The sequence below is a fragment of the Falsiroseomonas oleicola genome (assembly GCF_019029495.1).
GTDB lineage: Bacteria > Pseudomonadota > Alphaproteobacteria > Acetobacterales > Acetobacteraceae > Falsiroseomonas > Falsiroseomonas oleicola.
Window position 1 is genome coordinate 692,206 of sequence record NZ_JAERQM010000001.1, and the last position, 23,794, is coordinate 715,999.

Annotated in this window: 20 protein-coding genes; 11 read left to right on the forward strand and 9 right to left on the reverse strand. The window is 70.0% G+C overall.

Translation table 11 applies throughout. The features are described from left to right. The first annotated feature begins 96 nt into the window (after positions 1-96). Positions 97-843, forward strand: coding sequence for a prephenate dehydrogenase/arogenate dehydrogenase family protein (locus JJQ90_RS03325; protein WP_216873015.1), 747 nt, complete (start codon positions 97-99; stop codon positions 841-843). A gap of 111 nt (positions 844-954) precedes the next feature. On the opposite strand, the gene JJQ90_RS03330 is transcribed toward JJQ90_RS03325, so the two are convergent. The 3 genes from JJQ90_RS03330 to JJQ90_RS03340 all read right to left on the reverse strand — a co-directional run bounded on the left by JJQ90_RS03330 (position 955) and on the right by JJQ90_RS03340 (position 4,934). Beyond that, positions 955-2,985 carry a TRAP transporter permease gene (locus JJQ90_RS03330; protein WP_216873016.1) on the reverse strand — a complete coding sequence of 677 codons (2,031 nt, stop codon included), beginning with the start codon at positions 2,983-2,985 and terminating at the stop codon, positions 955-957. Between the two features lie 99 nt (positions 2,986-3,084). Beyond that, positions 3,085-4,107 (reverse strand): TAXI family TRAP transporter solute-binding subunit, encoded by a 1,023-nt coding sequence (locus JJQ90_RS03335; RefSeq protein ID WP_216873017.1) that lies wholly within the window; start codon positions 4,105-4,107, stop codon positions 3,085-3,087. Between the two features lie 83 nt (positions 4,108-4,190). Next, a complete protein-coding gene (locus JJQ90_RS03340; RefSeq protein WP_216873018.1) occupies positions 4,191-4,934 on the reverse strand; it encodes an FCD domain-containing protein in 744 nt (247 codons plus the stop codon). 93 nt (positions 4,935-5,027) lie between these two features. Here JJQ90_RS03340 and JJQ90_RS03345 point away from each other — a divergent pair, with 93 nt between their 5' ends. From JJQ90_RS03345 to JJQ90_RS03370, 6 genes are all read left to right on the forward strand, one after another. Then, entirely contained in the window at positions 5,028-6,221 is a 1,194-nt protein-coding gene (locus JJQ90_RS03345) for a CaiB/BaiF CoA transferase family protein (RefSeq protein WP_216873019.1), read from the forward strand. 130 nt (positions 6,222-6,351) lie between these two features. After that, positions 6,352-7,158 (forward strand): enoyl-CoA hydratase, encoded by an 807-nt coding sequence (locus tag JJQ90_RS03350; RefSeq protein ID WP_216873020.1) that lies wholly within the window; start codon positions 6,352-6,354, stop codon positions 7,156-7,158. A gap of 70 nt (positions 7,159-7,228) precedes the next feature. Beyond that, positions 7,229-8,209 carry a Bug family tripartite tricarboxylate transporter substrate binding protein gene (locus tag JJQ90_RS03355; protein ID WP_216873021.1) on the forward strand — a complete coding sequence of 327 codons (981 nt, stop codon included), beginning with the start codon at positions 7,229-7,231 and terminating at the stop codon, positions 8,207-8,209. Then, positions 8,206-9,468, forward strand: coding sequence for an MmgE/PrpD family protein (locus JJQ90_RS03360; protein ID WP_216873022.1), 1,263 nt, complete (start codon positions 8,206-8,208; stop codon positions 9,466-9,468). The genes JJQ90_RS03355 and JJQ90_RS03360 overlap by 4 nt, the downstream gene beginning before the upstream one ends. Next, the gene (locus JJQ90_RS03365; RefSeq protein ID WP_216873023.1) at positions 9,458-10,606 is read left to right on the forward strand and encodes an FAD-dependent oxidoreductase; all 1,149 of its coding nucleotides are present in this window, start codon (positions 9,458-9,460) and stop codon (positions 10,604-10,606) included. Before JJQ90_RS03360 ends, JJQ90_RS03365 begins: the two co-directional genes overlap by 11 nt. Next, complete coding sequence (locus tag JJQ90_RS03370; protein ID WP_216873024.1) at positions 10,603-11,343, forward strand: maleate cis-trans isomerase family protein; 741 nt, start codon at positions 10,603-10,605, stop codon at positions 11,341-11,343. The genes JJQ90_RS03365 and JJQ90_RS03370 overlap by 4 nt, the downstream gene beginning before the upstream one ends. A gap of 183 nt (positions 11,344-11,526) precedes the next feature. Here the strand turns inward: JJQ90_RS03370 and JJQ90_RS03375 are convergent, their stop codons facing one another. The 4 genes from JJQ90_RS03375 to JJQ90_RS03390 all read right to left on the reverse strand — a co-directional run bounded on the left by JJQ90_RS03375 (position 11,527) and on the right by JJQ90_RS03390 (position 15,315). Further along, on the reverse strand, positions 11,527-11,964 hold the full coding sequence (locus JJQ90_RS03375; protein WP_216873025.1) for a DUF6481 family protein: 438 nt from the start codon (positions 11,962-11,964) through the stop codon (positions 11,527-11,529). A gap of 108 nt (positions 11,965-12,072) precedes the next feature. Then, the gene (locus JJQ90_RS03380; RefSeq protein WP_216873026.1) at positions 12,073-13,164 is read right to left on the reverse strand and encodes a methyltransferase domain-containing protein; all 1,092 of its coding nucleotides are present in this window, start codon (positions 13,162-13,164) and stop codon (positions 12,073-12,075) included. A 145-nt stretch (positions 13,165-13,309) separates the two neighbouring features. Beyond that, complete coding sequence (locus JJQ90_RS03385) at positions 13,310-14,275, reverse strand: tripartite tricarboxylate transporter substrate-binding protein (RefSeq protein WP_216873027.1); 966 nt, start codon at positions 14,273-14,275, stop codon at positions 13,310-13,312. Positions 14,276-14,304: 29 nt separating this feature from the next. Continuing rightward, positions 14,305-15,315: a hypothetical protein gene (locus JJQ90_RS03390; RefSeq protein ID WP_216873028.1), complete on the reverse strand. Its 1,011-nt coding sequence runs from the start codon at positions 15,313-15,315 to the stop codon at positions 14,305-14,307. A 101-nt stretch (positions 15,316-15,416) separates the two neighbouring features. Here JJQ90_RS03390 and JJQ90_RS03395 point away from each other — a divergent pair, with 101 nt between their 5' ends. Next, positions 15,417-16,037 carry a class I SAM-dependent methyltransferase gene (locus tag JJQ90_RS03395; protein WP_216873029.1) on the forward strand — a complete coding sequence of 207 codons (621 nt, stop codon included), beginning with the start codon at positions 15,417-15,419 and terminating at the stop codon, positions 16,035-16,037. Positions 16,038-16,054: 17 nt separating this feature from the next. Continuing rightward, positions 16,055-17,674 carry a peptide chain release factor 3 gene (locus JJQ90_RS03400; protein WP_216873030.1) on the forward strand — a complete coding sequence of 540 codons (1,620 nt, stop codon included), beginning with the start codon at positions 16,055-16,057 and terminating at the stop codon, positions 17,672-17,674. Positions 17,675-17,727: 53 nt separating this feature from the next. On the opposite strand, the gene JJQ90_RS03405 is transcribed toward JJQ90_RS03400, so the two are convergent. Further along, complete coding sequence (locus JJQ90_RS03405) at positions 17,728-18,087, reverse strand: hypothetical protein (protein WP_216873031.1); 360 nt, start codon at positions 18,085-18,087, stop codon at positions 17,728-17,730. 125 nt (positions 18,088-18,212) lie between these two features. Between JJQ90_RS03405 and recF the strand changes: the two genes are divergently transcribed. After that, positions 18,213-19,379, forward strand: a complete 1,167-nt coding sequence (gene recF, locus JJQ90_RS03410) for a DNA replication/repair protein RecF (protein ID WP_230410320.1) — start codon at positions 18,213-18,215, stop codon at positions 19,377-19,379. Positions 19,380-19,454: 75 nt separating this feature from the next. Next, the gene (gyrB, locus tag JJQ90_RS03415; RefSeq protein WP_216873032.1) at positions 19,455-21,923 is read left to right on the forward strand and encodes a DNA topoisomerase (ATP-hydrolyzing) subunit B; all 2,469 of its coding nucleotides are present in this window, start codon (positions 19,455-19,457) and stop codon (positions 21,921-21,923) included. A 48-nt stretch (positions 21,924-21,971) separates the two neighbouring features. Here gyrB and JJQ90_RS03420 read toward each other — a convergent pair whose 3' ends face one another. Continuing rightward, positions 21,972-23,492 carry an ABC-F family ATP-binding cassette domain-containing protein gene (locus tag JJQ90_RS03420; protein WP_230410321.1) on the reverse strand — a complete coding sequence of 507 codons (1,521 nt, stop codon included), beginning with the start codon at positions 23,490-23,492 and terminating at the stop codon, positions 21,972-21,974. Between the last annotated feature and the right edge of the window lie 302 nt (positions 23,493-23,794).

The following is a 23,794-nucleotide window of genomic DNA, read 5'->3' on the forward strand; positions in this document are numbered from 1 at the left end:
GCCGGGTGCATCATATCCCTCAACCGCCTCGTCCCTGGCGGTTGATCCCAAGCAAGACCCGCCAGTCGTCGAAGCGCCCCCACTGGAGTTCGCGCGATGACGGCCGCCTCACACCGCCCCATAATTGGACTGATCGGCTTCGGCGCCTTCGGCCGGCTGATGGCCCGCCATCTGCGCGCCCATTGCGACCTGCTGGCGCATGACAGCGCCACGGAGCTGGCAGCGGAGGAGGGCGTGACCTTCACCGACCTGGCCACCGCCGCCGCCTGCCGGATCGTGGTGTTGGCGGTGCCGGTGGATCGCTTCGAGACGGTGATCGCGGCGCTGCGCCCGCATCTGCGGCGCGGCGCGGTGGTGGTGGATGTCGGCTCGGTGAAACTCGTGCCGGCCCGGGCGATGCTGGCCGGCCTGCCGCCGGATGTGGAGATCGTCGGCACCCATCCGCTGTTCGGGCCACAAAGCGCCCGCGATGGCATTGCCGGGTTGAAGCTGGCGCTCTGCCCCATCCGCGGCCGCGCCGCCTTCCGCATCGGCGCCTTCCTGCGGCACGCCCTGCGGCTGCGCGTGGTTCTGACGACGCCGGAGGCGCATGACCGCGACATGGCGGTGGCGCAGGGCCTGACGCATCTGATCGCCGCCGTGCTGGTGCGGATGGAGCCCCTGCCCAGCCGCATGACGACCCGCAGCTTCGACCTGCTGATGCAGGCGGTCGGCATGGTGCGGCACGACCCGCCCGGCGTCTTCGACGCCATCGAGCGCGCCAACCCATATGCCGCCGGGGTGCGCGCCCAGTTCCTGGAGCTGACGGCGGAGATGGGCCGGGCGCTGGAACACCCGGTCTGATACCGTGGATGCCGCCTCCGGCGACTGAGCGACGCGGCACTCGCCGCGGCGCCCATTCGGGCGCTCGGACCGGTCAAGAGACCGGCCCGCAAGTATGAAGCTGACCCAGTCTCAGGCCGGCGCGGCCATCCCCCGCCGGCTGCGCACGAAATTCCAGGCCAGGATCGGCACGGCGATCGCCGCGCCCACGGCACTCATCGGGCCGCTGGGCGAGATGGTCAGCAGCGCCGCCACCACCAGGCCGATCTGCGCCCCGATCCCCATATGGGTGAAGGCATAGCCGGTCAGCCCGAGGCCCAGCACCAGCACGCCCAGCGCGCAGGTGATGGTGACGAACAGGAAGCTCGACAGGGTGAAGTCATCCACCATGATGAGCATCACCGGCGCATAGGCGAAGACGAAGGGCACCGTCGCCTTGGCCGAACCCAGCCGGAAGGCGGTCAGCCCGGTGCGGAAGGGATTCGACCCGGCGATACCCGCCGCCGCATAGGCCGCGACGCAGACCGGCGGCGTCAGATCCGCCAGGATGCCGTAGTAGAGAATGAACAGATGCGCGGCCAGGGGCGGCACGCCGAGCTGGATGACGGCCGGCGCCGCGATCGCCGCCAGCACGATGTACAGCGCCGTGGTCGGGATGCCCGCGCCCATGACGATGCAGATCAGCGCGACGAAGAGCAGGGTCAGGAACAGGGTCAGCCCGGCCAGGGTGCCGAAGGCCGGGGGCAGGATCTCGAAGATCGGGGCGAACCACTGCGCCGTGCTGGCCGCCGCCTGGGTCACGATGAAGCCGACGCGGAAGCCGGCGCCGGTCAGCGTCACCACGCCCACCACCATGCCGACCGCCGCCGCCGCCGCGCCCACCGCCAGCGCGTAGCGCGCGCCCATGTCCAGCGCGTCCCACAGGTCGCGCAGCGTCAGCCGGTTGCGCGGGTTCAGGAAGCCCACGATGACACACAGCGTGATGCCGACGAAGGCGGCCAGATAGGGCGTGTAGCCATCGACGATCACCCAGACCAGGGCGACCAGCGGGATCACCGTGGGCCAGCCGTCGCGCACCGTGGGCCACAATTTCGGAATCTCATGCGGCTCCATCCCGCGCAGGCCGAGGCGCTTGGCCTCGAAATGCACCTGCACGAAGACGCCCCAGAAGTGCATCGCCGCCGGCACCGCCGCCGCGATCAGCAGCGTGGTGAGCGGGATTTCCAGGAACTCGATCATGACGAAGGCGGCCGCGCCCATGATCGGCGGGGTGATCTGCCCGCCGGCGCTCGCCGCGGCTTCGACCGCGCCCGCGAAATGCGGCTTGTAGCCGATCTTCTTCATCGCCGGGATGGTGAGCGACCCGGTGGTGACGGTGTTGGCGATGGAGGACCCGCTGATGGAGCCGAACATGGCCGAGGCCAGCACGGCGACCTTGGCCGGCCCGCCCGGATACCGCCCGGCCACCACACTGGCCAGGTCGATGAAGAACTGCCCGAGCCCCATGCGCGTGGCGATCACGCCGAACAGCACGAAGTGGAAGACGAAGGTGGCGACGACCTTGGCCGGGATGCCGAAGATGCCCTCGCCGGTCAGATACACATGGTTGACGAAGCCGGACCAGTCGGAGCCCGGATGCGCCAGCACGCCGGACAGGTGGTTCCCCCACAAGGCGTAGCCGATGAAGATGCAGACGATGATGGGCAGGATCGGCCCCATCGATCGTCGCGTCGCCTCCAGCACCAGCACCACCATGATGGTGCCCATGACCACATCGGTCTGGCTGGGATTGCCGATGCGGAAGGTCAGGTCATCGAAGATCAGTGGCAGGTAGATGGTGGCCGCGACGATGGCGCCCGCGAAGATCCAGTCCAGCACCGGCACGCCGCCGATGCGCGGACCCACGGAAAGAAACCCGCCCGGAAACAGGAGAAAGATCAGGCTGAGCACGGCGGCCAGGTGGATCGCCTTGTGCCAGTGCTCGGTCAGGATGCCGAAGCCCGCGGTGTAGTAGTGGAAGACCGACAGGGCCACGAGCAGCACGGAGACCAGCCGGGCGGTGAAGCCCCGCAGGTCGCGGAAGCGCAGTTCGGTATCCGCCTCCTTCTCCAGCCGCGCCGCGGCCTCCAAATCAAGTTTGTTGGGCGCGGGGGAGCCGCTCATGGTCAGGGCCTCGGCAGGGAAAATTGAAACAGTCCAGAACGCAGAACCCGGCCCGACGCTTTCGCGTGGGCCGGGCGGGGCAGGTTCAGCCGGCGCGGATCAGCGCAGGATGTTGTTTTCGCGGTAGTAGCGCTCGGCGCCCGGGTGGAAGGGCACCACGCCGCGGCCGGTCAGCGCGCCTTCCTTGACGATCTCGCGGCCCTTGGCATGGCCACGGTCCAGCAGGCCGCGGGTCGTGTCGGACCACAGCGCGCGGGTGATGGCATAGACCGTCGCCTCCGGCACCGTGTCCCGCACCGCCAGCACGGCGCCCACCGTCAGGGTCGGGATGTCGGCTTCCAGCCCCTCATAGGCCGTGCGCGGGATGGTGCCGGTGCCGTAGAAGGGGGCGCGCTCGATCACCTTCTGCGCCTCGGCGCCCGCGATCGGCAGGATGCGGCAGCCGGCGCGGCTGCAGAATTCGGTGAAGGCGGCGGCGGGGTAGCCCACCACGGTGAAGGTCGCGTCCAGGCCGCGATCCTGCATCCGCTCCGTCCCCTGCGCCTGGTTCAGGAATTCGGCGGTGTATTCACGCCCCGCCCGCAGGCCATTGGCCTCCAGGATCATCTCCGCGCCGATGCGCGCGCCGCTGGCCTGCAGGCCGATGGCGATGCGCTTGCCGGACAGGTCGGAGAAGCCACGGATGGCGCTGTCGCGGCGCACCACGGCGTGGATGTGTTCCGGGAACAGATGCGCCACGAAGCGCAGGCGATCCACCTTCGGGCGGCCCTCGAACAGTCCGGTGCCGGTGTAGGACCAATGCGCCACGTCGGACTGGGTGAAGCCCGCCTCGGCATTGCCGGACTGGATCAGGTTGACGTTCTGCACGCTGCCCTGGGTGGCGACCGCCACGGCGACCATGCCCGGCACGCCATCGGTGGCGCCGGCCGCATTGCAGGGCGCGCCCGGCGGGCAGGAGATCGCGTTCGCGATGATGCCGCCGATCGGGTAGTAGGTGCCGCCGGCCGAGCCCGTGCCGATGCGGAAGAATTGCGGTGCCTGGGCGGCCGCGAGGCCGGGCACCATGGCGGCGCCGACAGCGGCGAGGCCCAGGCCACGCCGCGTCATGGAAAATTCGTTCATTTGCTTGTCCCCGTTTGGAATCGGCCAGTGGCTGCGCAGCCTAGTCGGGGAAAGGGCCTGGCGACAACCTTGCCCTCCGGCGCTCAGCCGGCGCGCCGGCGCCGCCGCGCCGTGACCACCGGCTCCACCGCCCCCGGCATGGCCGGGCGGCTGGCATCGGTGGCCTGGAAGCGGCGCTTGCCGCCGGCGATATGCGCCTCCCCCGCCACGCGGGCGGCCGCCGCATCGCCCGCCGTGATGGCGGCCAGGATGGCGGCGTGCTCGGCATTGCTCTCCCGCATATTCTCCGGCTCCACCAGGGCGCGGCGACGGAACAGGTGCAGCTCGTTGCCGAGATCCTCGTAGATCCGCAGGCCACGCGGCCCGCCGCCATGGGTCAGCAGCGCCGCATGGAATTCCAGGTTGGCGGCATAATAGGCCGGCGCCGCATCCGCCTCCCGCGCCGCTTCCATCCGCAGCACCAGCGCCTCCAGCTCCGCGCGCTGGGCGGGCGTGGCGGTGCCGGCCAGGCGGGCGCAGGCGAAGCCGGTCAGCGCCGCGCGCAGGTCGTAGATTTCCAGCGCCTCCGCCGCGCTGACACTGCGCACATAGCTGCCCTGGTTGCGGACGGAGACCACCAGGCCCGACCGCTCCAGCCCCCGCACCGCCTCTCGCACCGGGCCGCGGGAGACGCCGAGGCGCAGGGCAAGCTGCTGTTCGTTCAGCCTTTCCCCCGCCGGCAGGCGGCCGTCGAGGATCATCGCCTCGATCTCCTGCGAGACCAGCGAGGCGAGGGAGCGGGTGCGCACGATATCAAGCGCCGAGGGGCGATCCACGGAGTCCTCCATGGCAGGCACCCTGGCCGGCGCAACTGCAACCTGTCAACAGTTTGCCGATACCCGGGGCGGTGCTAGACAGACCCACCGCGAAGGAGAAACGCCATGGCCGCCACCCCCCAGGCATCAACCGCCCTGTCCCGCTTCACCGTCCTCGACCTGACCCGCGTCCGCTCCGGCCCCACCTGCGTGCGGCAATTGGCCGATTGGGGCGCCAATGTCATCAAGATCGAGATGCCGGAAGGGCTGGACCAGGGCGACCCGATGGGTGGGCCGCGCCAGGGCTCCGACTTCCAGAACCTGCACCGCAACAAGCGCGGCATCACGCTGAACCTGAAGGACAAGGACGGCGTCGCCCTGCTGAAGAAGCTGGTCGAGAAGGCCGATGTGGTGGTCGAGAACTTCCGGCCGGATGTGAAGACGCGGCTCGGCATCGACTACGAGGCGTTGTCGGCGGTGAACCCGAAGCTGGTCTATGCGAGCATTTCCGGCTTCGGCCAGGACGGCCCCTATGCCACCCGCCCGGGCTTCGACCAGATCGCCCAGGGCATGGGTGGGCTGATGTCCATCACCGGCCTGCCGGGCCAGGGCCCGGTGCGCGTCGGCATCCCGATCGCCGATCTCTGCGCCGGCCTCTTCGCCGCACAGGGCATCTTCATCGCGCTGCTGGAGCGGGAAGTCTCCGGCAAGGGCCAGTGGGTGCAGACCAGCCTGCTTCAGGCGCAGATCTTCATGCTGGACTTCCAGGCCAGCCGCTGGCTGATGGAAGGCCAGGTGCCGAAGCAGGCGGGCAACAACCACCCGACCAGCATCCCGACCGGCGTCTTCCAGACCAGCGACGGCTACATGAACATCGCGGCCAGCGGCCAGCGCATCTGGGAACGCTGCGCGGATGGCCTCGGCAAGCCCGAATGGAAGGCCGACCCGCGCTTCAACAGCGGCGCCCTGCGCAGCGAGAACCGCGACGCGCTGAATGCGATGATCGAGGAGGTGACCAAGACCAACACCACCGCGCATTGGGTGAAGGCGCTGAACGACCTCGGCGTGCCCTGCGGCCCGATCAACAAGGTGGATGAGGTCTTTGCCGACGAGCAGGTGCAGCATCTCGGCATCGCCCAGACCCTGAACGGCGGCGACCGCAACGTGGCCTATGTCGGCCAGCCGATCGACATGTCGCGCACGCCGTCGCGCATCGTCACGCATCCGCCGGCAATCGGCGAGCACACCGATGAAGTGCTGGCCGGGCTGGGCCTGGATGCGGCGACCATCGCCGACCTGCACAAGCGCCAGGTGGTCTGAGGTTTTGCCTCTCCGAGAGGAGAGGCTCGGGGCGTCGGGTGAGGGGGCGTCCCGTTTCGGCACGCCCCCCTCACCCAACCCTCTCCCCCCAAGCGGGGGAGAGGGCTTTTCATGTGGAGAGGGTGGGTCGATGGACGGCATGATCGTGACGGGTTCGGAGAAGATGCTGGCCCGCAAGGCGGACGGCATCGGCTGGGTGACCTTCAACAACCCGGAACGGCACAACGCCGTCTCAATGGAGATGTGGGAAGCGCTGGAGCGGATCATGGCGGACTTCACCGCCGATCCGGCGGTGCGCGTGGTTGTCCTGACCGGGGCCGGGGGCCGCGCCTTCGTCTCCGGCGCCGATATCTCGAAGTTCGAGAGCGAGCGCAGCGGCGAAGCGGCGGTCGCCGCCTATCAGGCGCAGACGGCCCGCGCCTACGATGCCGTTTACGATTGCCCGAAGCCCACCATCGCCATGATCCAGGGCCATTGCATCGGCGGCGGCACCGCGCTGGCCGTGTGCTGCGACATGCGCATCTGCGGGGAGAGTGCGAGCTTCGGCGTGCCGGCGGCCAAGCTCGGCCTGGGCTATCCGCTGCACGGCCTGCGCAAGCTGGTCGACCTGGTCGGCCCCTCCTTCGCCAAGGAAATCTTCTTCACCGCGAAGAAGTGGTCCTCCGAGGATGCGCGCGTGATGGGCCTGGTGAACCGCGTGGTGCCGAACGACCAGCTCGAATCCTTCGTGACGGATTATGCGAAGACCATCGCCGGCAATGCGCCGCTGACGGTCGGCAGCGCCAAGTTCATCATCGGCCAGGCACTGAAGGATCGTGGCGAGGCCAATGAGGCCGCCTGCGACGCCATGGTCAAGGCCTGCTTCGCCAGCGAGGACTATGTCGAAGGCCGCCGCGCCTTCCTGGAAAAGCGCCCGCCGCAGTTCAAGGGCCGCTGACGCCCGGCCCACTCTGGACGGGCGGCGTGTTGCGGGTGCATTTGTCGGGACGATTTCAGGAGTCCTGCCCATGCTGCCCGTCACCCGCCGTCTGCTTCTGGGAAGCGCCCTCGCCGCGCCAATGCTCGCCCAGGCCCAAGGCAGTTGGCGCCCGAGCCGGCCGATCCGGCTGGTGGTGCCCTTCGCCCCCGGCGGGCTGACCGATATCCTGGCGCGCGCGGTGGCCGACCAGTTGACCCCCGTGCTCGGCCAGCCCGTGGTGGTCGAGAACCGCGCCGGCGCCGGCGGCAACCTGGCGGCGGAGGCGGTGGCCCGCGCCACGCCGGATGGCCATGCGCTGCTGGTGGCGACGCAGGGCATCATCGCCATCAACAAGGCGATGTTCAACCGCCTCAGCTACGATCCGGATGTCGATTTCGTGCCGATCGCCATGCTGGCGCAGCAGCCCAACCTGCTGGTCATCTCGCCGCGCGCCATGCCGGATGTGACGAACCTCGCCGGGCTGATCGCCAAGGTGAAGGCGACGCCGGGCGGCATGCCCTATGGCTCCAACGGCGTCGGTTCCTTCACGCATCTCTCCATGGAATTGCTGGGTTCGGTCGCGGGGCTGGAGCTGACGCATGTGCCCTATCGCGGCAGCGCGCCGCTGCTGACGGACATGGTCGCCGGCACCATCCCCTTCGCCTTCGACGGTCTCGCCACCTCCGCCCCGCAGGTGGGTGCGGGTGGCGCGCTGAAGGCCATTGCCGTCACCTCCGCCCGCCGCTTCCGCGCCATGCCGGATGTGCCGGCCGTGGCGGAGACGCTGCCGGGCTTCGATGCCAGCCCCTGGTATGGCGTCTTCGCCCAGTCCCGGCTGGAGGAGCCGATGCTGGCGGCGCTGGAAGCCGCCTTCGGCCGCGTGCTCGGAAGCCCGGAATGGGCGGCGTTACTGACGCAGCGCCAGGCCGATGCCATGCCGCAGGGCCGCGCCGCGCTGACCCCGCTGATGGAACGGGAACGCCGGGTGTGGCGGGAGGCGGTGGCCAAGTCCGGCGCGCGCGCGGATTGACCCTGCTTCCCGTCATCGACTGGGCCTTCGCCGGCCCGAGCGGCACGGCGGAAGCCCGGGCCCGGCTGCTGCTACTGGACAGCCTGGGCTGCGCCCTGGCCGGGCTCGGCCATCCGCGCGTCGCCGCCTTCGCGCAGGCGATGCAGGCGGGGTTTCCGGGGGATGTGGCCTTGGCCGGGGCGCGCCTCGCGCCGGCCGCCGCCGCCGCCGTGCTCGCCGCCGCCACCTGCTGGGACGAGGCGAATGAGGGGCTGGCCCGCGCCCATGGTCGGCCGGCCCTGCCGGTGGCGCCGCTCGCTTTGGTGGCGCGCGCCCAGGGCGCCGATCCGCGCCTGACGCTCGCCGCTTTCGCCCTCGGCTATGAGGTGGCGGCCCGGGCTGGGGAGGCCTGGCGGATCAAGCCGGGGATGCATGTGGACGGGTCCTGGCACAGCCTGGGCGCCGCCGCCTGCGCCGCGCGGCTGATGGGGCAGGATGCGGCGGGCGTGGCGCGCGCGGTGCGGCTGACCGCCTGCCAGATTCCCTTTGCCATCTATGCGCCGATCGCCGCCGGCATGGACGGCCGCAACAGTTTTCCGGCCCATGCCGCGCTGCTCGGCCAGATGGCCGCCGCCGCCGCGGCCGCCGGGATGGACGCGCCGGAGGCCGGCTTCGCGGAAGCACGGCGTATTGCCCTTGGCCATGACACGCCCGCCGTCACGGCGCCGGCCGGCGAATGGCTGCTGGAGGAAAGCTACCAGAAGCCTTTTGCCGGCGTCCGCCACGCGCATTACGCCGCCGCCGCCGCTTTGGCGCTGCGCCCACGCCTGACGGCGCCGCCCGCCCGCGTCACCGTCGCCACCTATGCCGAGGCGCTGCGCTATGCCGGCAACCGCGCGCCACGTGCGGCGATTTCGGCGCAATTCAGCCTGAGCTGGGCGGTGGCCGCGGCGCTGGCCCAGGGCGATCTCGGCCCCGCCGCCTATACGCAGGCCGCGCTGGCCGATCCCGCCCTGCGGGCACTGGAGGCTTCGGTGGAACTGGTGGAGGACCCGGCGCTGACCGCCGCCGGCCTGCGCGGCGCCACCGTGACCATCGATGGCCTGTCCGAGACCATCCACCACGTCACCGGCGATCCCGGCCATCCGATGACGGAGGCCGAGACCCTGCGCAAATTCACACGCTTCGCGACACCGGCCCTGGGCGAGGCCGGGGTTGACCGCGCCATCGCCACGCTGCTGCGCGATGCCCCGGCGGAAGGCCTGTTCCATGTTCGATGAGACGGAGGTGGTGATTGCCGGCGCCGGCCCGGTCGGGCTGGCCCTCGCCCTCGCCTTGACCCGGCGCGGCGTCGCCGTGCGGGTGCTGGAGAAGCGGGAGGGTCTTTCCGCCGCCTCCCGCGCCTCCACCTTCCATCCGCCGACGCTGGATGCCCTGCACGAATTGGGGGTGCTGGAGGCGCTGCTGCCCGGCGGCGTGCGGGTGGACCGCATCCTCTGGCGGCGTTCCGATACCGGGGAGGCGGCGGGCATCGACCTCGGCATTCTGGGGGCGGAAACCGGCTTTCCCTTCCGCTGGCACCGCGAACAGCAGGATCTGACGCCCGCCCTGCTCGCGGCCCTGCCCCTGGGGTGCGTACGCTTCCAGGCCGGGGTGGTGGGGATGAGCCAGGACGATACCGGCGTCACGCTGCGCGCGGCCGATGGCAGCACGCTGCGCGCCCGCTACGCCGTGGGCTGCGACGGCGCCTCCAGCGCGCTGCGCAGCCTGGCGGGGATCGCGGCCGAGACCAATGACTACGCCCATCGCGTGCTGCGGCTGCTGACGCCGCTGGATCTGCGGGAGGTGGTGCCGGGGCTGGACGGGCTCGGCTACCTCTATGACGAAACCGGCTCCTGTTCCCTGCTGCGCATGCCGACCGTCTGGCGGCTGATCTTCCGCATCGCGCCGGAGATGACCGATGCCGAGGCGATGGCGGAGGATCACGCCCGCGCCCGCATCGCCCGCTTCCTGCCGCAGGCGGCCGGGATGGAGATCGAGGGGCGCGACGTCTATGGCGTGAAGCGCGCCATGGCCACCGCCTATCGCGCTGGCCGCGTGCTGCTGGCGGGTGATGCGGCGCATCTGACCAATACCCGCGGCGGCATGAACATGAATGCCGGCATCCACGACGCCATGACCCTGGCCGCGACGCTCGACCTGGTGCTGGGTGGCGAGGATGAGCAGCTTTTGCAGGACTGGGCCGATGCCCGGCTTGGCGTGGTGCGGGAGGCTTTGCTGCCGCGCACCGACAGCCGCGTCGCCGCCAGCCCTGGCGAGGAAGTGGCGCGGATGGCGGCGCTGACGGACGATCAGAAGCTGGTCTGGGCGCGGGAGGCGTCGATGCTCGACCTGGCGAAGGTGGGGATGCCGCGATGAACTGGCCGGAACCACGCCATTTGCCGACGCATCGCATCGGCCTGCTGACCCCTTCCGCCAATCCGGCGGTGGAGCCGGAATTGCGGGACCTGCTGCCGCCACGCGTGGCGCTGCATGTCACCCGCCTGCCGGTGATGCCCGGCACCACGCTGGAACAGCGCAACGCCGCATATCCGGCCGCGATCGCCGAGTCCTTCGGGGATTTCGGGGCGCTGGCGCTGGATGCGGTGGTGGTCGGCATCACCGGGCCGAGCTACGCCCAGCCACCGGAGGAGGATGCGGCGCTGCAGGACCGGCTGGGCGCGGCGGCCGGCCGCCCCGTGCTGCTGGCCGCGCGCGCCATCGCGGAATCGCTTGCGGCGCTGGGGCGCCCGAAGCTGCTGCTGTTCTCGCCCTATCCCGGCTGGCTGACGGAACGGGCGGAGCGTTATTGGCGGGCCGCCGGGCTGGAACTGGTGGAGAGCTACAAGATCTCCGACACCTTCCGGGCCTATGAGTTGTCGCCGGAGGAGGTCGCGGACGGCCTGGCGAAGCTGGCGCCGCCGGCGGATTGCGCCGTGCTGCTCTCCGGCACCGGGATGCCGACCATCGATGCGATGGGCTGGATGGCGGGGCGCATCGGCGTGCCGATGGTCTCCTCCAATCTCGCCTGCGCCTTTGCCGCGTCACGGCGGCTGGGGTTGCGGGCCAGCGCGGCGCTGGCGATGTGCTGTCCGGAACTGGCGGAGAAGCTCTGACCCGCTCGGAGCATGATGACCGAAGGTGCGACGGCACCGCTGGTCTGAGTCATGCGACCAACAAAAGGGGAGAGCGTGGTGCGTGAACGACGGTGAACGCATCACGCTCCAACAACAAAAACCCCCGGAGGGCCGGGGGTTTCGTCGTCCTGCTCCGCCACGGTTGCGGCGGTGTGGTCCAGGCTACTTGGTGCGCTGCTTGCGGGCGGCGTAGCGCGCGTCGCGCTTGGCCTTCTGCTCGGCGGCCATCGCCAGGGCGCGGGCCTTCTTCTCGGCGTCGAGGATCTGACTGCGGTTCTGCGCATCGATCTCGGCGATGCGGGCGCGCTGGGCTTCCTCAATCGCCAAGCGCTCGGCTTCCTTGCGCGCGATGGCGGCAGCGGCCTCGGCGGCGGCCTTCTCGGCGGCAATTCGGGCGGCCTCGGCGGCCTTCTCGGCGGCGCGTTCGGCCAGGCGGGCGGCGCGCGCGTCGGCGATCGCCTTCTGCTCCGCCAGCTTGCGCTGGACTTCCGGATCGGAGAGTCGCGACTTGAGCGACTGGAACTTCTCCGCCGTCTTCTTCCGTGCCTCTTCCGCCGCGTTGCGACGGTCGTTGAAGTCAAATAGCTTGCGTGCCTGCATGGATGTCTATGTAGCCTTTGTCATCCCGGCCGAAAAGGGGGGATCGCTGCGCGTCCGGTGCAACCCACCCATCCGAATGGCGCCCGCCCGGCACTACGCCGGGCCTCTTCATGCCGATTTGTCACTTCGGAACAGCAGGACATGCAGTCCGCGGAGATGGGCTTCCGAGGCCGCGCATTCGGCGCCCGCCGGCACGACGACCGGATCACCGCCCCCGACGAAGCGCCCTGCCACTTCCAGCCCGAAGTCCTTGTCATGGCCGGATTTCAGCCGGACCTTGACGCCGATCAGCGGCTTCGATTGCCCGCGCGTGCCGGCGAACTGCTCCTCCGGCATCCAACTCGTCCAGGTGCCGCCGGCGGGTCGGACCGCATATTCCAGGACGCCCGCCTCGCTGCGCAGGGAAATGCCCTGTAATGTCCGGTTTTCCTGGGAAAAATGGATGAAGCCCTCCCCGCCGAACACGTCGCCGGCATGGCTCACATGGGCAAAGACCTCCACCGGGACGCCCACGGCGCATGATGTCAACAGCGGCGTGCCCGCGCCGCCGGACCGGTCCACCGCCCGGACATTCTTCTTGATGAGGCAGGCCCGCCGATAGAAGGTCAGGAACTGGGCGGAACGGCCATAGGTCCGCAGGAAGGCATCCTCGACGGATGCGATGTCGGTCTGGTCGTCGGAAACCCGGAGATCGACCCACCTCTTCAGGTATTCCATGCAGGTCTCGCTGGCGACGCCCCGGTATCTTTCCAGCATGGCGCCGTAGTTCGTCTGCAGATCCTCCACGATATAGATGCCGCCATTGCGGACGAAGGGGAACAAGGTCCGCAGCGACGTGATCTGGTGCTCGCACATGTGGGAGCCATCTTCGATGATCAGGTCGAAGGGCCCATGCCGGACGGCAAGCTGCGTCAGTTCCTCGATATTCGACTGGTCCAGTATCTCGATCCTGACGCGGCCGCGCTCGAACCTCCTGGAGGCGGGAACGATATCGGCCCCGATGACGGTCGCGGCGGGAAAATATTCCTCCCACATCCTGAGCGAGGCGCCATTCAGAACGCCGACCTCGAGAATCCTGATCGGTTCCGCACGCCGCCCGGCCAGGAAGCTCTCGTAGAAACCCAGATAGTCGTGGTGGACGGAGCTTTTGTCCGTCTTATATTTCAGTCCGATATCATTCAGGCTCATGCTACCGGACATGGACGATCCTGACGTGATTATTTCAAATCCAGCATAACTCCGGCATGGGACCCGTCAAGCAACAAGCCGGCCTGCCGGATGGTGGCGGCTTTTCCTGATCGCGTGATTCCGGTTCTTCTGTCATGCTGGCTCAGGTCGCCATGCGCTAATTCGCCAGGGTGACCCCGGAGTCCCGCACCAGCGCCGCCCAGCGGCCCACCTCCGCCTGGTGGAAGGCGCCGAATTCGGCCGGGGGCATGGTGGCGATGCGAAAGCCCGCCGCTTCCAGCCGCCCGCGCACCGCGGCATCCGCCAGCGCCACCTCCGTCGCCTGATATACGGCCGTCAGCACCGGATCAGGCGTGCCGCGTGGGGCGAAAAGGCCAAACCAGGCATCGCCGGAGACATAGTCGTAGCCCAGCTCCTGCAACGTCGGCACCTGCGGCAGGTCGGCGAAGCGTTCGGCGCCGCCCACGCCGAGCGCCCGGATGCGGCCATCCGCCGCCAGGGTGGAAACGCTGGCCCAGGTCGCCATCATGAAATCCACCGTCCCGGCCACCAGGTCCATCGCCGCCGGCGCCGCGCCCCGATAGGGCACATGGGTGGCGTTCATGCCGTTCCGGCGCACAAAAGTCTCGCTCATCAGATGGGAGGAGGAGCCGGCGGAGGAGGAGGCGTAGGATAATCCCCGGCCCGGCTGCCGGCCCAGCGCCACCAGCTCCGCCACCGTCCGCGCCGGCGAGGCGCCGGGCACCACCAGCGCATGCGGCGCGCGGGCCACCAGGGTGATGCCGGCGAAGCCCGCCGGGTCGTAGGGCAGGTTCGGGATCAGCGCGCCATTGGTCGCATGGGTCTGGTTGTTGCCGAGCACCAGCGTGGTGCCATCCGGCGCCGCGCGGAAGGCGGCCTCGGCGCCGATCACCCCACCGCCGCCGCCGCGATTCTCCACCACCACCTGCTGGCCCCATCCCTCCTGCCATTTGGCGGCGATGGCCCGCGCCAGCACATCGGTGGTGCCGCCGGGCGGAAAGGGCACGATCAGCCGCACCGGGCGCTGCGGATAGGCGGCCTGGCCCATCGCCGGGGCAGCCGCGGCCAGCAGGGGAAGCGCGAGCAGGGAACGGCGGTGCATGGGGGCCTCTTCGACGACGGGTCGCCGGATCATGGCCTGCCTGGCATCTCCTGCGCCAGCCGCCACAGCAGCGCCGCGATGCGCACCGCGCCTTCCGTCTCCAGCGTCGGCAGCCGGCCCGGCTCGGCCGGTGCGGGCAGGAACAGCGCTTCCCGCCGCAGCAGGCGGCGCGCCAGGCGGGCATTGCCCTCGGCGAAACGGGCATCGACCTGCTCGGCCATCTCGGGCGGCAGGCGCAGCGGCGGGCCGTTCGAGATCGCCTCCAGCGCCTGGATCAGGCGGCCGCGCCCGGTGGAGGATGCGCCCGCCACGGCGTTGAACAGGCGCAGGAATTCCGCCGTCTCGGCATCCAGGCTGCGGTTCATCGGGGCGATGCGCTGGGGCACCGCCTCCGCCGGGATATCGCAGCAGGCCATGACATCGGTGACGATATCGGCCTTGGCCATGGCCTGGCGCTGATAGGCGCGCAGGATCCAGTAGGGCTCGGCGAAATAGCCGCTCCAGCGGTCGAGCACGGCGGCATGGTCCAGCGGCGTGCCGTGGCGCAGCAGGCGTTCCAGGTCGAAGGGCTCGGCGGCGCCGGATTTCAGCATGGTGGACCAGCCGGACAGCACCAGTTCCGACTGCGGCCGCACATAGAACAGCACCCTGATCTCATCCGCGATCGGCCCGAGCAGCGACCAGAGCCGCCGCACCCCCTCCGCATCCCGGATGCGGGAGGCGAGGTGTTCGTTGGAATAGAAGATCAGCCGGGCCTCGCTGGTCTTCGCCTCGGCCTGCAATTCGGCGGGGAAGTCGCGCAGGAAGGCCTCGAAGGCCGCGTCATCCTGCAATCCGGCCATGGCGCGCAGGTCTTCGGTACCGCGGCCCTCCGTGGCATGCAGCGCCAGCTTCAGGTGGTTCTGCGACCCGGCGACACGGCTGTAGAGGATGCCCTGCGCCGCCAGCGAGGGGCGATTCGCGGCGAAAGTCGTCTGCAGGGTGGTGGAGCCGGTCTTCTCCCCGCCGATGTGCAGGATCGCGAGGCGGCCGTGCTGCATGACTTTCCGCGTATCGCGCCGCGCCGCGCCGGGTCAATGGGCTGAATCCTGGATCGGGGTGCCGATACCCACGGGGCCGGGGGGTGGGGTATGGTCCGGCGATGGACGAGCCCCCCTTCCCCACCCGCCCCGGCACGCAAGGCTATGCGGCGGAGGCCCCGGCCCTGTTGCGGCAGTATGAGAGCATCAGCTTCGCCGATGTTCACCATGCCTTCCTCGACCTGCTGCCCCCCGCCCCGGCGCGGGTCGCCGATATCGGGGCCGGCACGGGCCGGGACGCCGCCGCCCTGGCGGCCATGGGCCATCAGGTGCTGGCGGTGGAGCCGACGGCCGAATTGCGGGCCGGCGGCGCCGCGCTGCACCCCTCGCCACGCCTCGCCTGGCTGGAGGACGGGCTGCCGGATCTGGCGGGCCTGGTGGCGCGCGGCCAGCGCTACGACCTGATGCTGCTAACGGCGGTGTGGATGCACCTCGATGCCCCGGACCGGGCGCGGGCCATGCCGGTATTGGCCGGGCTGCTGGCACCGGGCGGGCAGATGTGGCTGTCGCTGCGCCATGGGCCGGTGCCGGAGGGCCGGGTGATGCATGCGGTGGATCCCGCCGAGGTGGTCGCCCAGGCCGGCGCCGCGGGCCTCACGCTGCTGCGGCGGGAGGAGACGGCCGATACTTTGGGCCGCGGCGGCGTGCACTGGACCCGCTTGGCCTTCGCCCGGGCGGCCTGACAGGCTATAGCCCCCGCATGAGTGACACCCCGGCCCTCGACAACGTCGCGCGCGAAGCCGCGCGGCGGCGCACCTTCGCCATCATCGCCCATCCGGACGCCGGCAAGACCACGCTGACGGAGAAGCTGCTGCTCAAGGGCGGCGCCATCCAGTTGGCGGGCGCCGTGCGCGCCAAGGGCAATGCCCGGCGCACGCGGTCGGACTGGATGAAGATCGAGCAGGATCGCGGCATCTCCGTCGCGACCAGCGTCATGACCTTCGAGCGGGACGGCATGGTGTTCAACCTGCTCGACACCCCGGGCCACGAAGACTTCTCGGAAGACACCTACCGCACCCTGACGGCGGTCGACGCCGCCGTGATGGTGCTGGACGCCGCCAAGGGCATCGAGAGCCAGACCCGGAAACTGTTCGAGGTGTGCCGGCTGCGGGACATTCCGATCGTCACCTTCGTCAACAAGATGGACCGCGAGGCCCGCGATCCCTTCGAGCTGATCGACGAAATCCAGCAGACCCTGGCGCTGGACGCCGCCCCCGTCGCCTGGCCGGTCGGCCGCGCCAGCACCTTCTGGGGGACCTACGACATTCTGGCGAAGCGCCTGATGCCGGTGGATGCGACGGAGGAAGGCGGCATTCCGGTCAGCGGGCCGGACGATCCCAAAATCGCGGGACTGGTGGGCGAGGAACGCGCCACCCAGCTTTACGAGGACATCCTGCTGGCGGAAGCCGGCCTCGCGCAGTTCAATCTGGAAAAGTTCCGGGAAGGCACGCTGACGCCGGTCTATTTCGGCTCCGCCCTGCGCGATTTCGGCGTCGGCCATCTGCTGGAGGGCCTGGCCGACTTCGCCCCGCCGCCCGGCGACCGCGAATCCGACAAGCGCCCGGTCCATGCGGCGGAGGAAAAGCTGACCGGCTTCGTCTTCAAGGTGCAGGCCAACATGGACCCGAACCACCGGGACCGCGTGGCCTTCGTGCGGCTGTGTTCCGGCCGGCTGACCAAGGGCATGCGGCTGCGCCAGGTCCGCACCGGCAAGCAGGTGCCGGTCAACGCCCCGCTGTTCTTCTTCGCCAAGGAACGCCAGGTGGCGGAGGAGGCTTGGCCCGGCGACGTGGTCGGCATCGCCAATCACGGCACGCTGCGCATCGGCGACACGCTGACCGAGGGCGAGGACATCAATTTCCGGGGCGTGCCGAGCTTCGCGCCGGAGATCCTGCGCCATGTGCGCCTCGGCGACCCGATGCTGGCGAAGAAGCTGCGGACCGCGCTGGACCAGTTGGCGGAGGAAGGCGTGGTGCAGGTGTTCCGGCCGCTGGATGGCTCGCCCCCCGTGGTCGGCGTGGTCGGGCAGTTGCAACTCGACGTGCTGAAATCCCGCCTGTCCTTCGAATACGGCGTGCCGGCCGGCTTCGATGAGACGCGCTGGCAGACCATGCGCTGGATCTCCGCCCCTGGCGGCGACCGTGCCGCGATCGAGAAATGGGCCACCACCAACCGGGGCGACACCGCGACGGACCATGACGGCGAATACGTCGCTTTGTTCGGCAGCGACTGGCGCCGCAAACGGGCGGAGGAGGAGTTTCCCAATCTGCGCTTCGATGCGGTGCGGGAGCAGAGCGGGCTGGTGGCGATGGTTCGGTAAAGCGTGATGGCCGCAGATGCGAAGGCACCGAATGGCTGAATCACGCGCTCCAGCTACTCCCGCGCGATCTCCACCCGCCGCCGGAACGGGTCGACGCCAAACCGCATGTCCCGCGCCTCGGCCGGCGGCGTGCGCAGCGTGAGGCGGTCCCGGGCCACGCCGAGCCGGCGCAGTTCCTCCGCCACCGCCTCCACCCGCCGGCGGCTCAGCAGCCCGTCGAGGCGCGGTCCCTGCTGGTCCTGGGCATAGCCGCGCAGTTCGAAGCGGCCCCGCGCGGTGGCGAGTTCGGCCAACAGGGCCAGGCAGTCCTCCTCCAGCACATCGCTGCCGCGTGGGAACAGGCAGGCGGGCGGCGGCTGCGCCAGAGCGGGCGTGGCCAGCAAGGCGAGGAGAAGAGCGAGGCGCGCTGTCATGCCCCCAGCCATCCCATGCCCCGTCCTCCCTGGCGAGCCACCCGCCTTGACGTTCCGCCTTCGTTCGCCCTAATCCCGGCCCAGGTCGCACGCCGGACACCCCGAACCTGACCCCTGCCCCACCTTTGCGCCTGACGCGCCTCCGGCTGACGGATTTCCGCTCCTATCCGAGCTTCGAGCAGCGTTTCGCCGGACGCATCGTGGCGATCGCCGGGCCGAATGGCGTGGGCAAGACCAATCTGCTGGAGGCGATCAGCCTGCTCGGCCCCGGGCGCGGGCTGCGGGGGGCCAAGGCGGGGGAGATCGGCCGGCGGGCCGGCGGCGCGCCCGCTCTGCCCTGGGCCGCCTTCGGCGCCTTCGAGGGGCCGGAAGGCCTCACCGAGATCGGCACCGGCACCTCCGGCGAGCCCGGCGCGGAGAAGGCCCGCCGGAAGTTCCTGGTGGATGGGGAGGCCGCGAAGAGCCAGGCGGAGATCGCCCGCCATGCCGGCGCCGTCTGGCTGACGCCGCAGATGGACCGGCTGTTCCAGGACGGCGCCAGCGGCCGCCGCCGCTTCCTGGACCGCCTGGTCTGGGCGCTGGAACCGGGCCATGCGCGGGAAGTGGCGGCGCATGACACCGCCATGGCCGGCCGCAACCGCCTGCTGGCGGAAGGGCGGCGGGATGCCGCCTGGCTGGCGGCGCTGGAGGATGCCATGGCCCGCCATGCGGTGGCGGCCGTCGCCGGGCGCCGGGCGCTGTGCCAGCGACTGAACCTGCTGCTGGCGGCCGGCACCGCCACCGGCGCCTTCCCCGCCGCGCGGCTCGACCTGCTCTGCCCCATCGCCACGGCGCTGGACGAGGCCCCTGCCCTGGCGGTGGAGGACCGGCTGCGCGCGGCGCTCGCCGAATGCCGGGGCCGGGATGCTGCGGCGGGCGGCGCCGCCCAGGGCGCGCATCGCAGCGACATGGAGCTGGTCCACCTGCCGAAGGGGCTGGAGGCGGCGCTGTGTTCCACCGGGGAACAGAAGGCGCTGCTGGTCTCCGTGGTGCTGGCCCATGCCGCGCTGATCGGCGCCGCGCGCGGCTTCGCCCCCCTGCTGCTGCTGGACGAGGTCGCCGCCCATCTGGACCAGACGCGGCGGGAGGCGCTGTACGAAGCCCTGGCCTGCTTGCCCGCCCAGGTCTTCCTGACCGGCACCGAGCCCGACATCTTCGCCCCGCTGGCCGATCTGGCGGAGGGGTTTTGGGCCACGCCGGAGGGCTTGCGCCCCATGTCACACGGGGTGGTGCCGGGGGCCGCGATTCGGTAGACTGCACAGTGCCGTAACCCGCGCGAAACCCTATTCCAGCAGGGCTTCAAGCCACACTCAGGAGCCTCCGCCGGCATGTCCGACGCCGCCGCGCGCGCCAACCCGCCCGAACGCCCGAATCCCGACCCCAGCAATCCGGGTGCGGATGCCTATGACAGCGCCTCCATCACCGTCCTGCGGGGGTTGGAGGCCGTGCGCAAGCGGCCGGGCATGTATATCGGCGACACCGATGACGGCTCCGGCCTGCACCACATGGCCTTCGAAATCATCGACAATGCGGTGGACGAGGCGCAGGCCGGCTTCGCCACCACCTGCGATGTGGTGCTGAACGGCGATGGCAGCGTCACCGTCACCGATGACGGGCGCGGCATCCCGGTGGACATGCATGCCGAGGAAGGCGTCTCCGCCGCCGAGGTGGTGCTGACCCGCCTGCATGCGGGCGGCAAGTTCAACCAGAACAGCTACAAGGTCTCCGGCGGGTTGCACGGCGTGGGCGCCGCGGTGGTCAACGCGCTGTCCGAATGGATGGAAGTGCGCATCTGGCGCGACGGGCGCGAGCACTTCATTCGATTCGAGCATGGGGACACGGTGCAGCCGCTGACCATCGTCGGCGAATCCGCGCACATGCACGGCACGCAGGTGACCTTCAAGCCGGCGGCCAGCACCTTCACCAAGACCGAATACGAATACCCGATCCTGGAACGCCGGCTGCGGGAGCTGGCCTTCCTGAATTCCGGCCTGAAGATCTCCCTGCGCGACGACCGGCATGTGCCGGCGGTGGAGGCGCATTTCGAGTTCAAGGGCGGCCTCGTCGCCTTCGTCGAATGGCTGGACCGCAGCAAGGAGCCCATCTTCAAGCCGCCGATCAGCCTGGTGACCAAGGCCACCGAGGGCATCCGGGTCGAGCTGGCGATGTGGTGGAACTCCAGCCCGCATGAAGTGGCGCTGTGCTACACCAACAACATCCCGCAGCGCGACGGCGGCAGCCACCAGGCCGGCTTCCGGCAGGCGCTGACCCGCATCGTGATGAAATATGCGGAAGACCTCGCCAAGAAGGAAAAGGTCGAGCTGATCGGCGACGACATGCGGGAGGGGCTGACCGCCGTCCTCTCCGTGAAGGTGCCGGACCCGAAGTTCAGCTCCCAGACCAAGGACAAGCTGGTCTCCTCGGAAGTGCAGCCGGTGGTGCAGATGGCGGTGGCCGATGCGCTCTCCCACTGGTTCGAGACGCATCCGAAGGAAGCCAAGCAGGTGCTGGAGCAGGTCGTGCTCTCGGCCGCCGCCCGCAAGGCGGCGCAGCTCGCGCGCGACAAGGTCGGCCGCAAGAACGCGCTGGATATCAGCACCCTGCCCGGCAAGCTGGCCGATTGCCAGGAGAAGGACCCGGCGAAGTCCGAGCTGTTCCTGGTCGAGGGTGACAGCGCGGGCGGGTCCGCCAAGCAGGGCCGCGACCGGCGCTACCAGGCGATCCTGCCGCTGAAGGGCAAGATCCTGAATGTCGAGCGCGCGCGCATGGACAAGATGCTGTCCAGCGCTGAGATCGGCACCCTCATCACCGCGCTCGGCACCGGCATCGGCACCGGGCCGGAGGATCGCGGCGGCTTCTCCGCCGACAAGCTGCGCTACCACCGCATCGTCATCATGACGGACGCCGACGTGGACGGCAGCCATATCCGCACCCTGCTGCTGACCTTCTTCTTCCGGCAGATGCCCTCCCTGATCGATCGCGGGCATCTCTATATCGCCCAGCCGCCGCTCTACCGCGCCAAGCGCGGCAATGAGGAGCGGTATCTGAAGGACGACCGGGCGCTGGAAGACTTCCTCATCGAGAAGGCCCTGTCCGGCGCGCGGCTACGCTTTGCCGATGGGCGGGAACTGGCGCGGGAGGAATTGGCGGAGGAGGTGGAGCGGCTGCGCCAGGTGGCGTCCCGCATCCGTCGTCTCGCCACCCAGGTGCCGGCCGGCATCATCGAACAGGCCGCCGTCGCCGGCGCGCTGACGCCGGATGTGGACCGGGCGCTGGCCGGGGCGGCGCTGCTGGCCACCAGGCTGGACGCGCTGGCGCCGCCGAGCGAGCGCGGCTGGAAGGCGACCTCCGACGCGGCGGGCCTCCAGCTCTACCGCGTGGTGCGCGGCGTGACGGAACGCCATGCGCTGGACCCCGCGGCGCTGCGCAGTGCCGAGGCCCGCTGGCTGGATGAGCGGCGCGACGTCTTCGCCCGCGACTACGCCAGCGGCCCGGCCATGCTGGCCTTCGACGCCACCGAGACGACGCAGCACGGCCCGCTGCTCACCTTCGACCGCGTGCTGACCCAGGGCCGCCGGGGCCTGACCATCCAGCGCTTCAAGGGGCTGGGCGAGATGAACCCCGACCAGCTCTGGAAAACCACGCTGGACCCCGCCGCCCGTACCCTGCTGCGGGTGCGGATCGAAGATGTGGAGGATGCGGAGCAGGTCTTCTCCACGCTGATGGGCGATGTGGTGGAGCCGCGCCGCGAGTTCATCGTGGGCAATGCGCTGAAGGTGGCGAATCTGGACGTGTGAGGAACGCCGAGGACGCGCCGGGCAAAAGCCTGCCGGCGCGTCCCGGGATCATCCTTCGGCCATCGCGGCTGCGAAGAATGCGCGCGGGTCGTCCGTCTCCAGCAGGAGACCCCGCTCGATCAGCCAGAACCGCGTACCGACATTCTCCACGAAGCGCCGGTCGTGCGAGACGAGCAGGCAGGCGCCCTCCCGCTGCCGCAGCTCCTCCTCCAGCATCTCCTGGCCCTCGATGTCGAGATGGTTGGTCGGCTCGTCCAATAGGTAAAAATTCGGCTCCTGAAGCTGCAGGATCAGCATGGCGAGCCGCGCCCGCTGGCCGCCGGAAAGCTGCCCGATGCTGTGCCCCTCTCGCTCCACGGGAAAGCCCGCGGTGGCGAGCAATGTCCGGATGCGCTGGTCGCCGATCGCGAAGCGGCTGCGGATGGCGTCGTGCAGCGTCTCTTCCGGGCGCAGGTGGCTGAGCGTCTGGTCGCAGATCCCGGCGACCACCGTGGCGCTTACCGTCACGCCTGGCTGGCTGTGGCCCTGGATGGCCTCCGTCACCAGCCCCAGCAGGCGCGACTTGCCGCTGCCATTCGCGCCAAGCAGCACCACGCGGTCCCCGGGCTGGATGCGCAGCTTGCCCGTGGCGAAGAGCCGCCGCCCGCCCGGCGCCGCCACCTTCACGGAGTCGAGGGTCAGCAGTGTCCTGGCATGGGTGCTGCCATCGGCCAGCCGGATCTGCCCGGCCGATCCCTCACGATAGGCGGGACGGGCTGCGGCCTCGATGCGCTCGGCGCGGTCCTGAAGTTGCTTGGTCTTGACCTTCAGCAGATCGGAGCCGGAGTTGACGCCGATGTTGTGCAGCTTGGCCGCCTGCTGCCGCAGCCGGGTGGCCTGGCGCAGCTCGGTCTCGTGCCGCCGCGCCGTGGCCTCGTCCAGCTCCGCCAGGCTGGCGCGCGCCGCGGCGTAGGGCGCCGCGAACTCCGCGGAGGCCTCGCGACGCAGGAACAGTGTGCGCCGGGTGACCGCGTCCAGGAAGGCACGGTCGTGGCTGGCGACCAGCAGGGCGACATCCTGCGGAAGCGCCGCGATCCACCGCTGCAACTGGCCGATCCACTGGAGGTCGAGGTGGTTGGTCGGTTCGTCCATCAGCAGGACGTCGGGCTCCGTCAGCCAGGCCCGGACGAGCAGCACCATCCGCTGCCAGCCGCCGCTCAGTGTGCCCAGGGGGCGGTCGTGCATCTCCGCGGGGACGTCCATGGCGCCGAGCGCGACATCCACCCGCCAGCCCTCCCATTCCCGGCTTTCGGCAGGCAGCGCCTGCAGCAGGACGTCGCGCACCGGCAGTTTCAGCGAGGCTGGCTCAGGGTCCTGCTGCATCAGCGTGACGCGAAGGTTGCGGCCGTAGCGGCAGCGCCCCGCCGTCGGCTCGCTGCGTTCCGCCAGGACACGCAGCAGGGTCGACTTGCCGCCGCCGTTATGGGCGACCAAGCCGATGCGGTCGCCCTTGTGGATCGCGAGGTCGAGATTGGTGAACAGCGGCACACCCACGGACATGCCAAGGGTTTCGAGCGTGATCAGGGACATGGGGTCGTCTTTCACTGTCCTGGCCGGACCGAAGTCCATGCGCAGAACCTCCGTCAGAAGATGAGCTGACCGGGAAAGAGACCTCGAAAGTTCGTCGCCTGATCAGCCCTGCAAACGCATCTGCAGGGCTGGAACAGGGCCGCGCCGGTGGTGGTAGCTGTGATGCACCGCGGCCCTCCTCTTGTTACGGCTGCCGGGAAAACGAGGCTAGCGAAGCGAGGCGTGCCGGGCAAGGAGGAGGTATGCGGCGCAGCCCTGATCCGCGACGAACGCGCCTCGCCAGCCGCGCCGGCCGGGGCCAT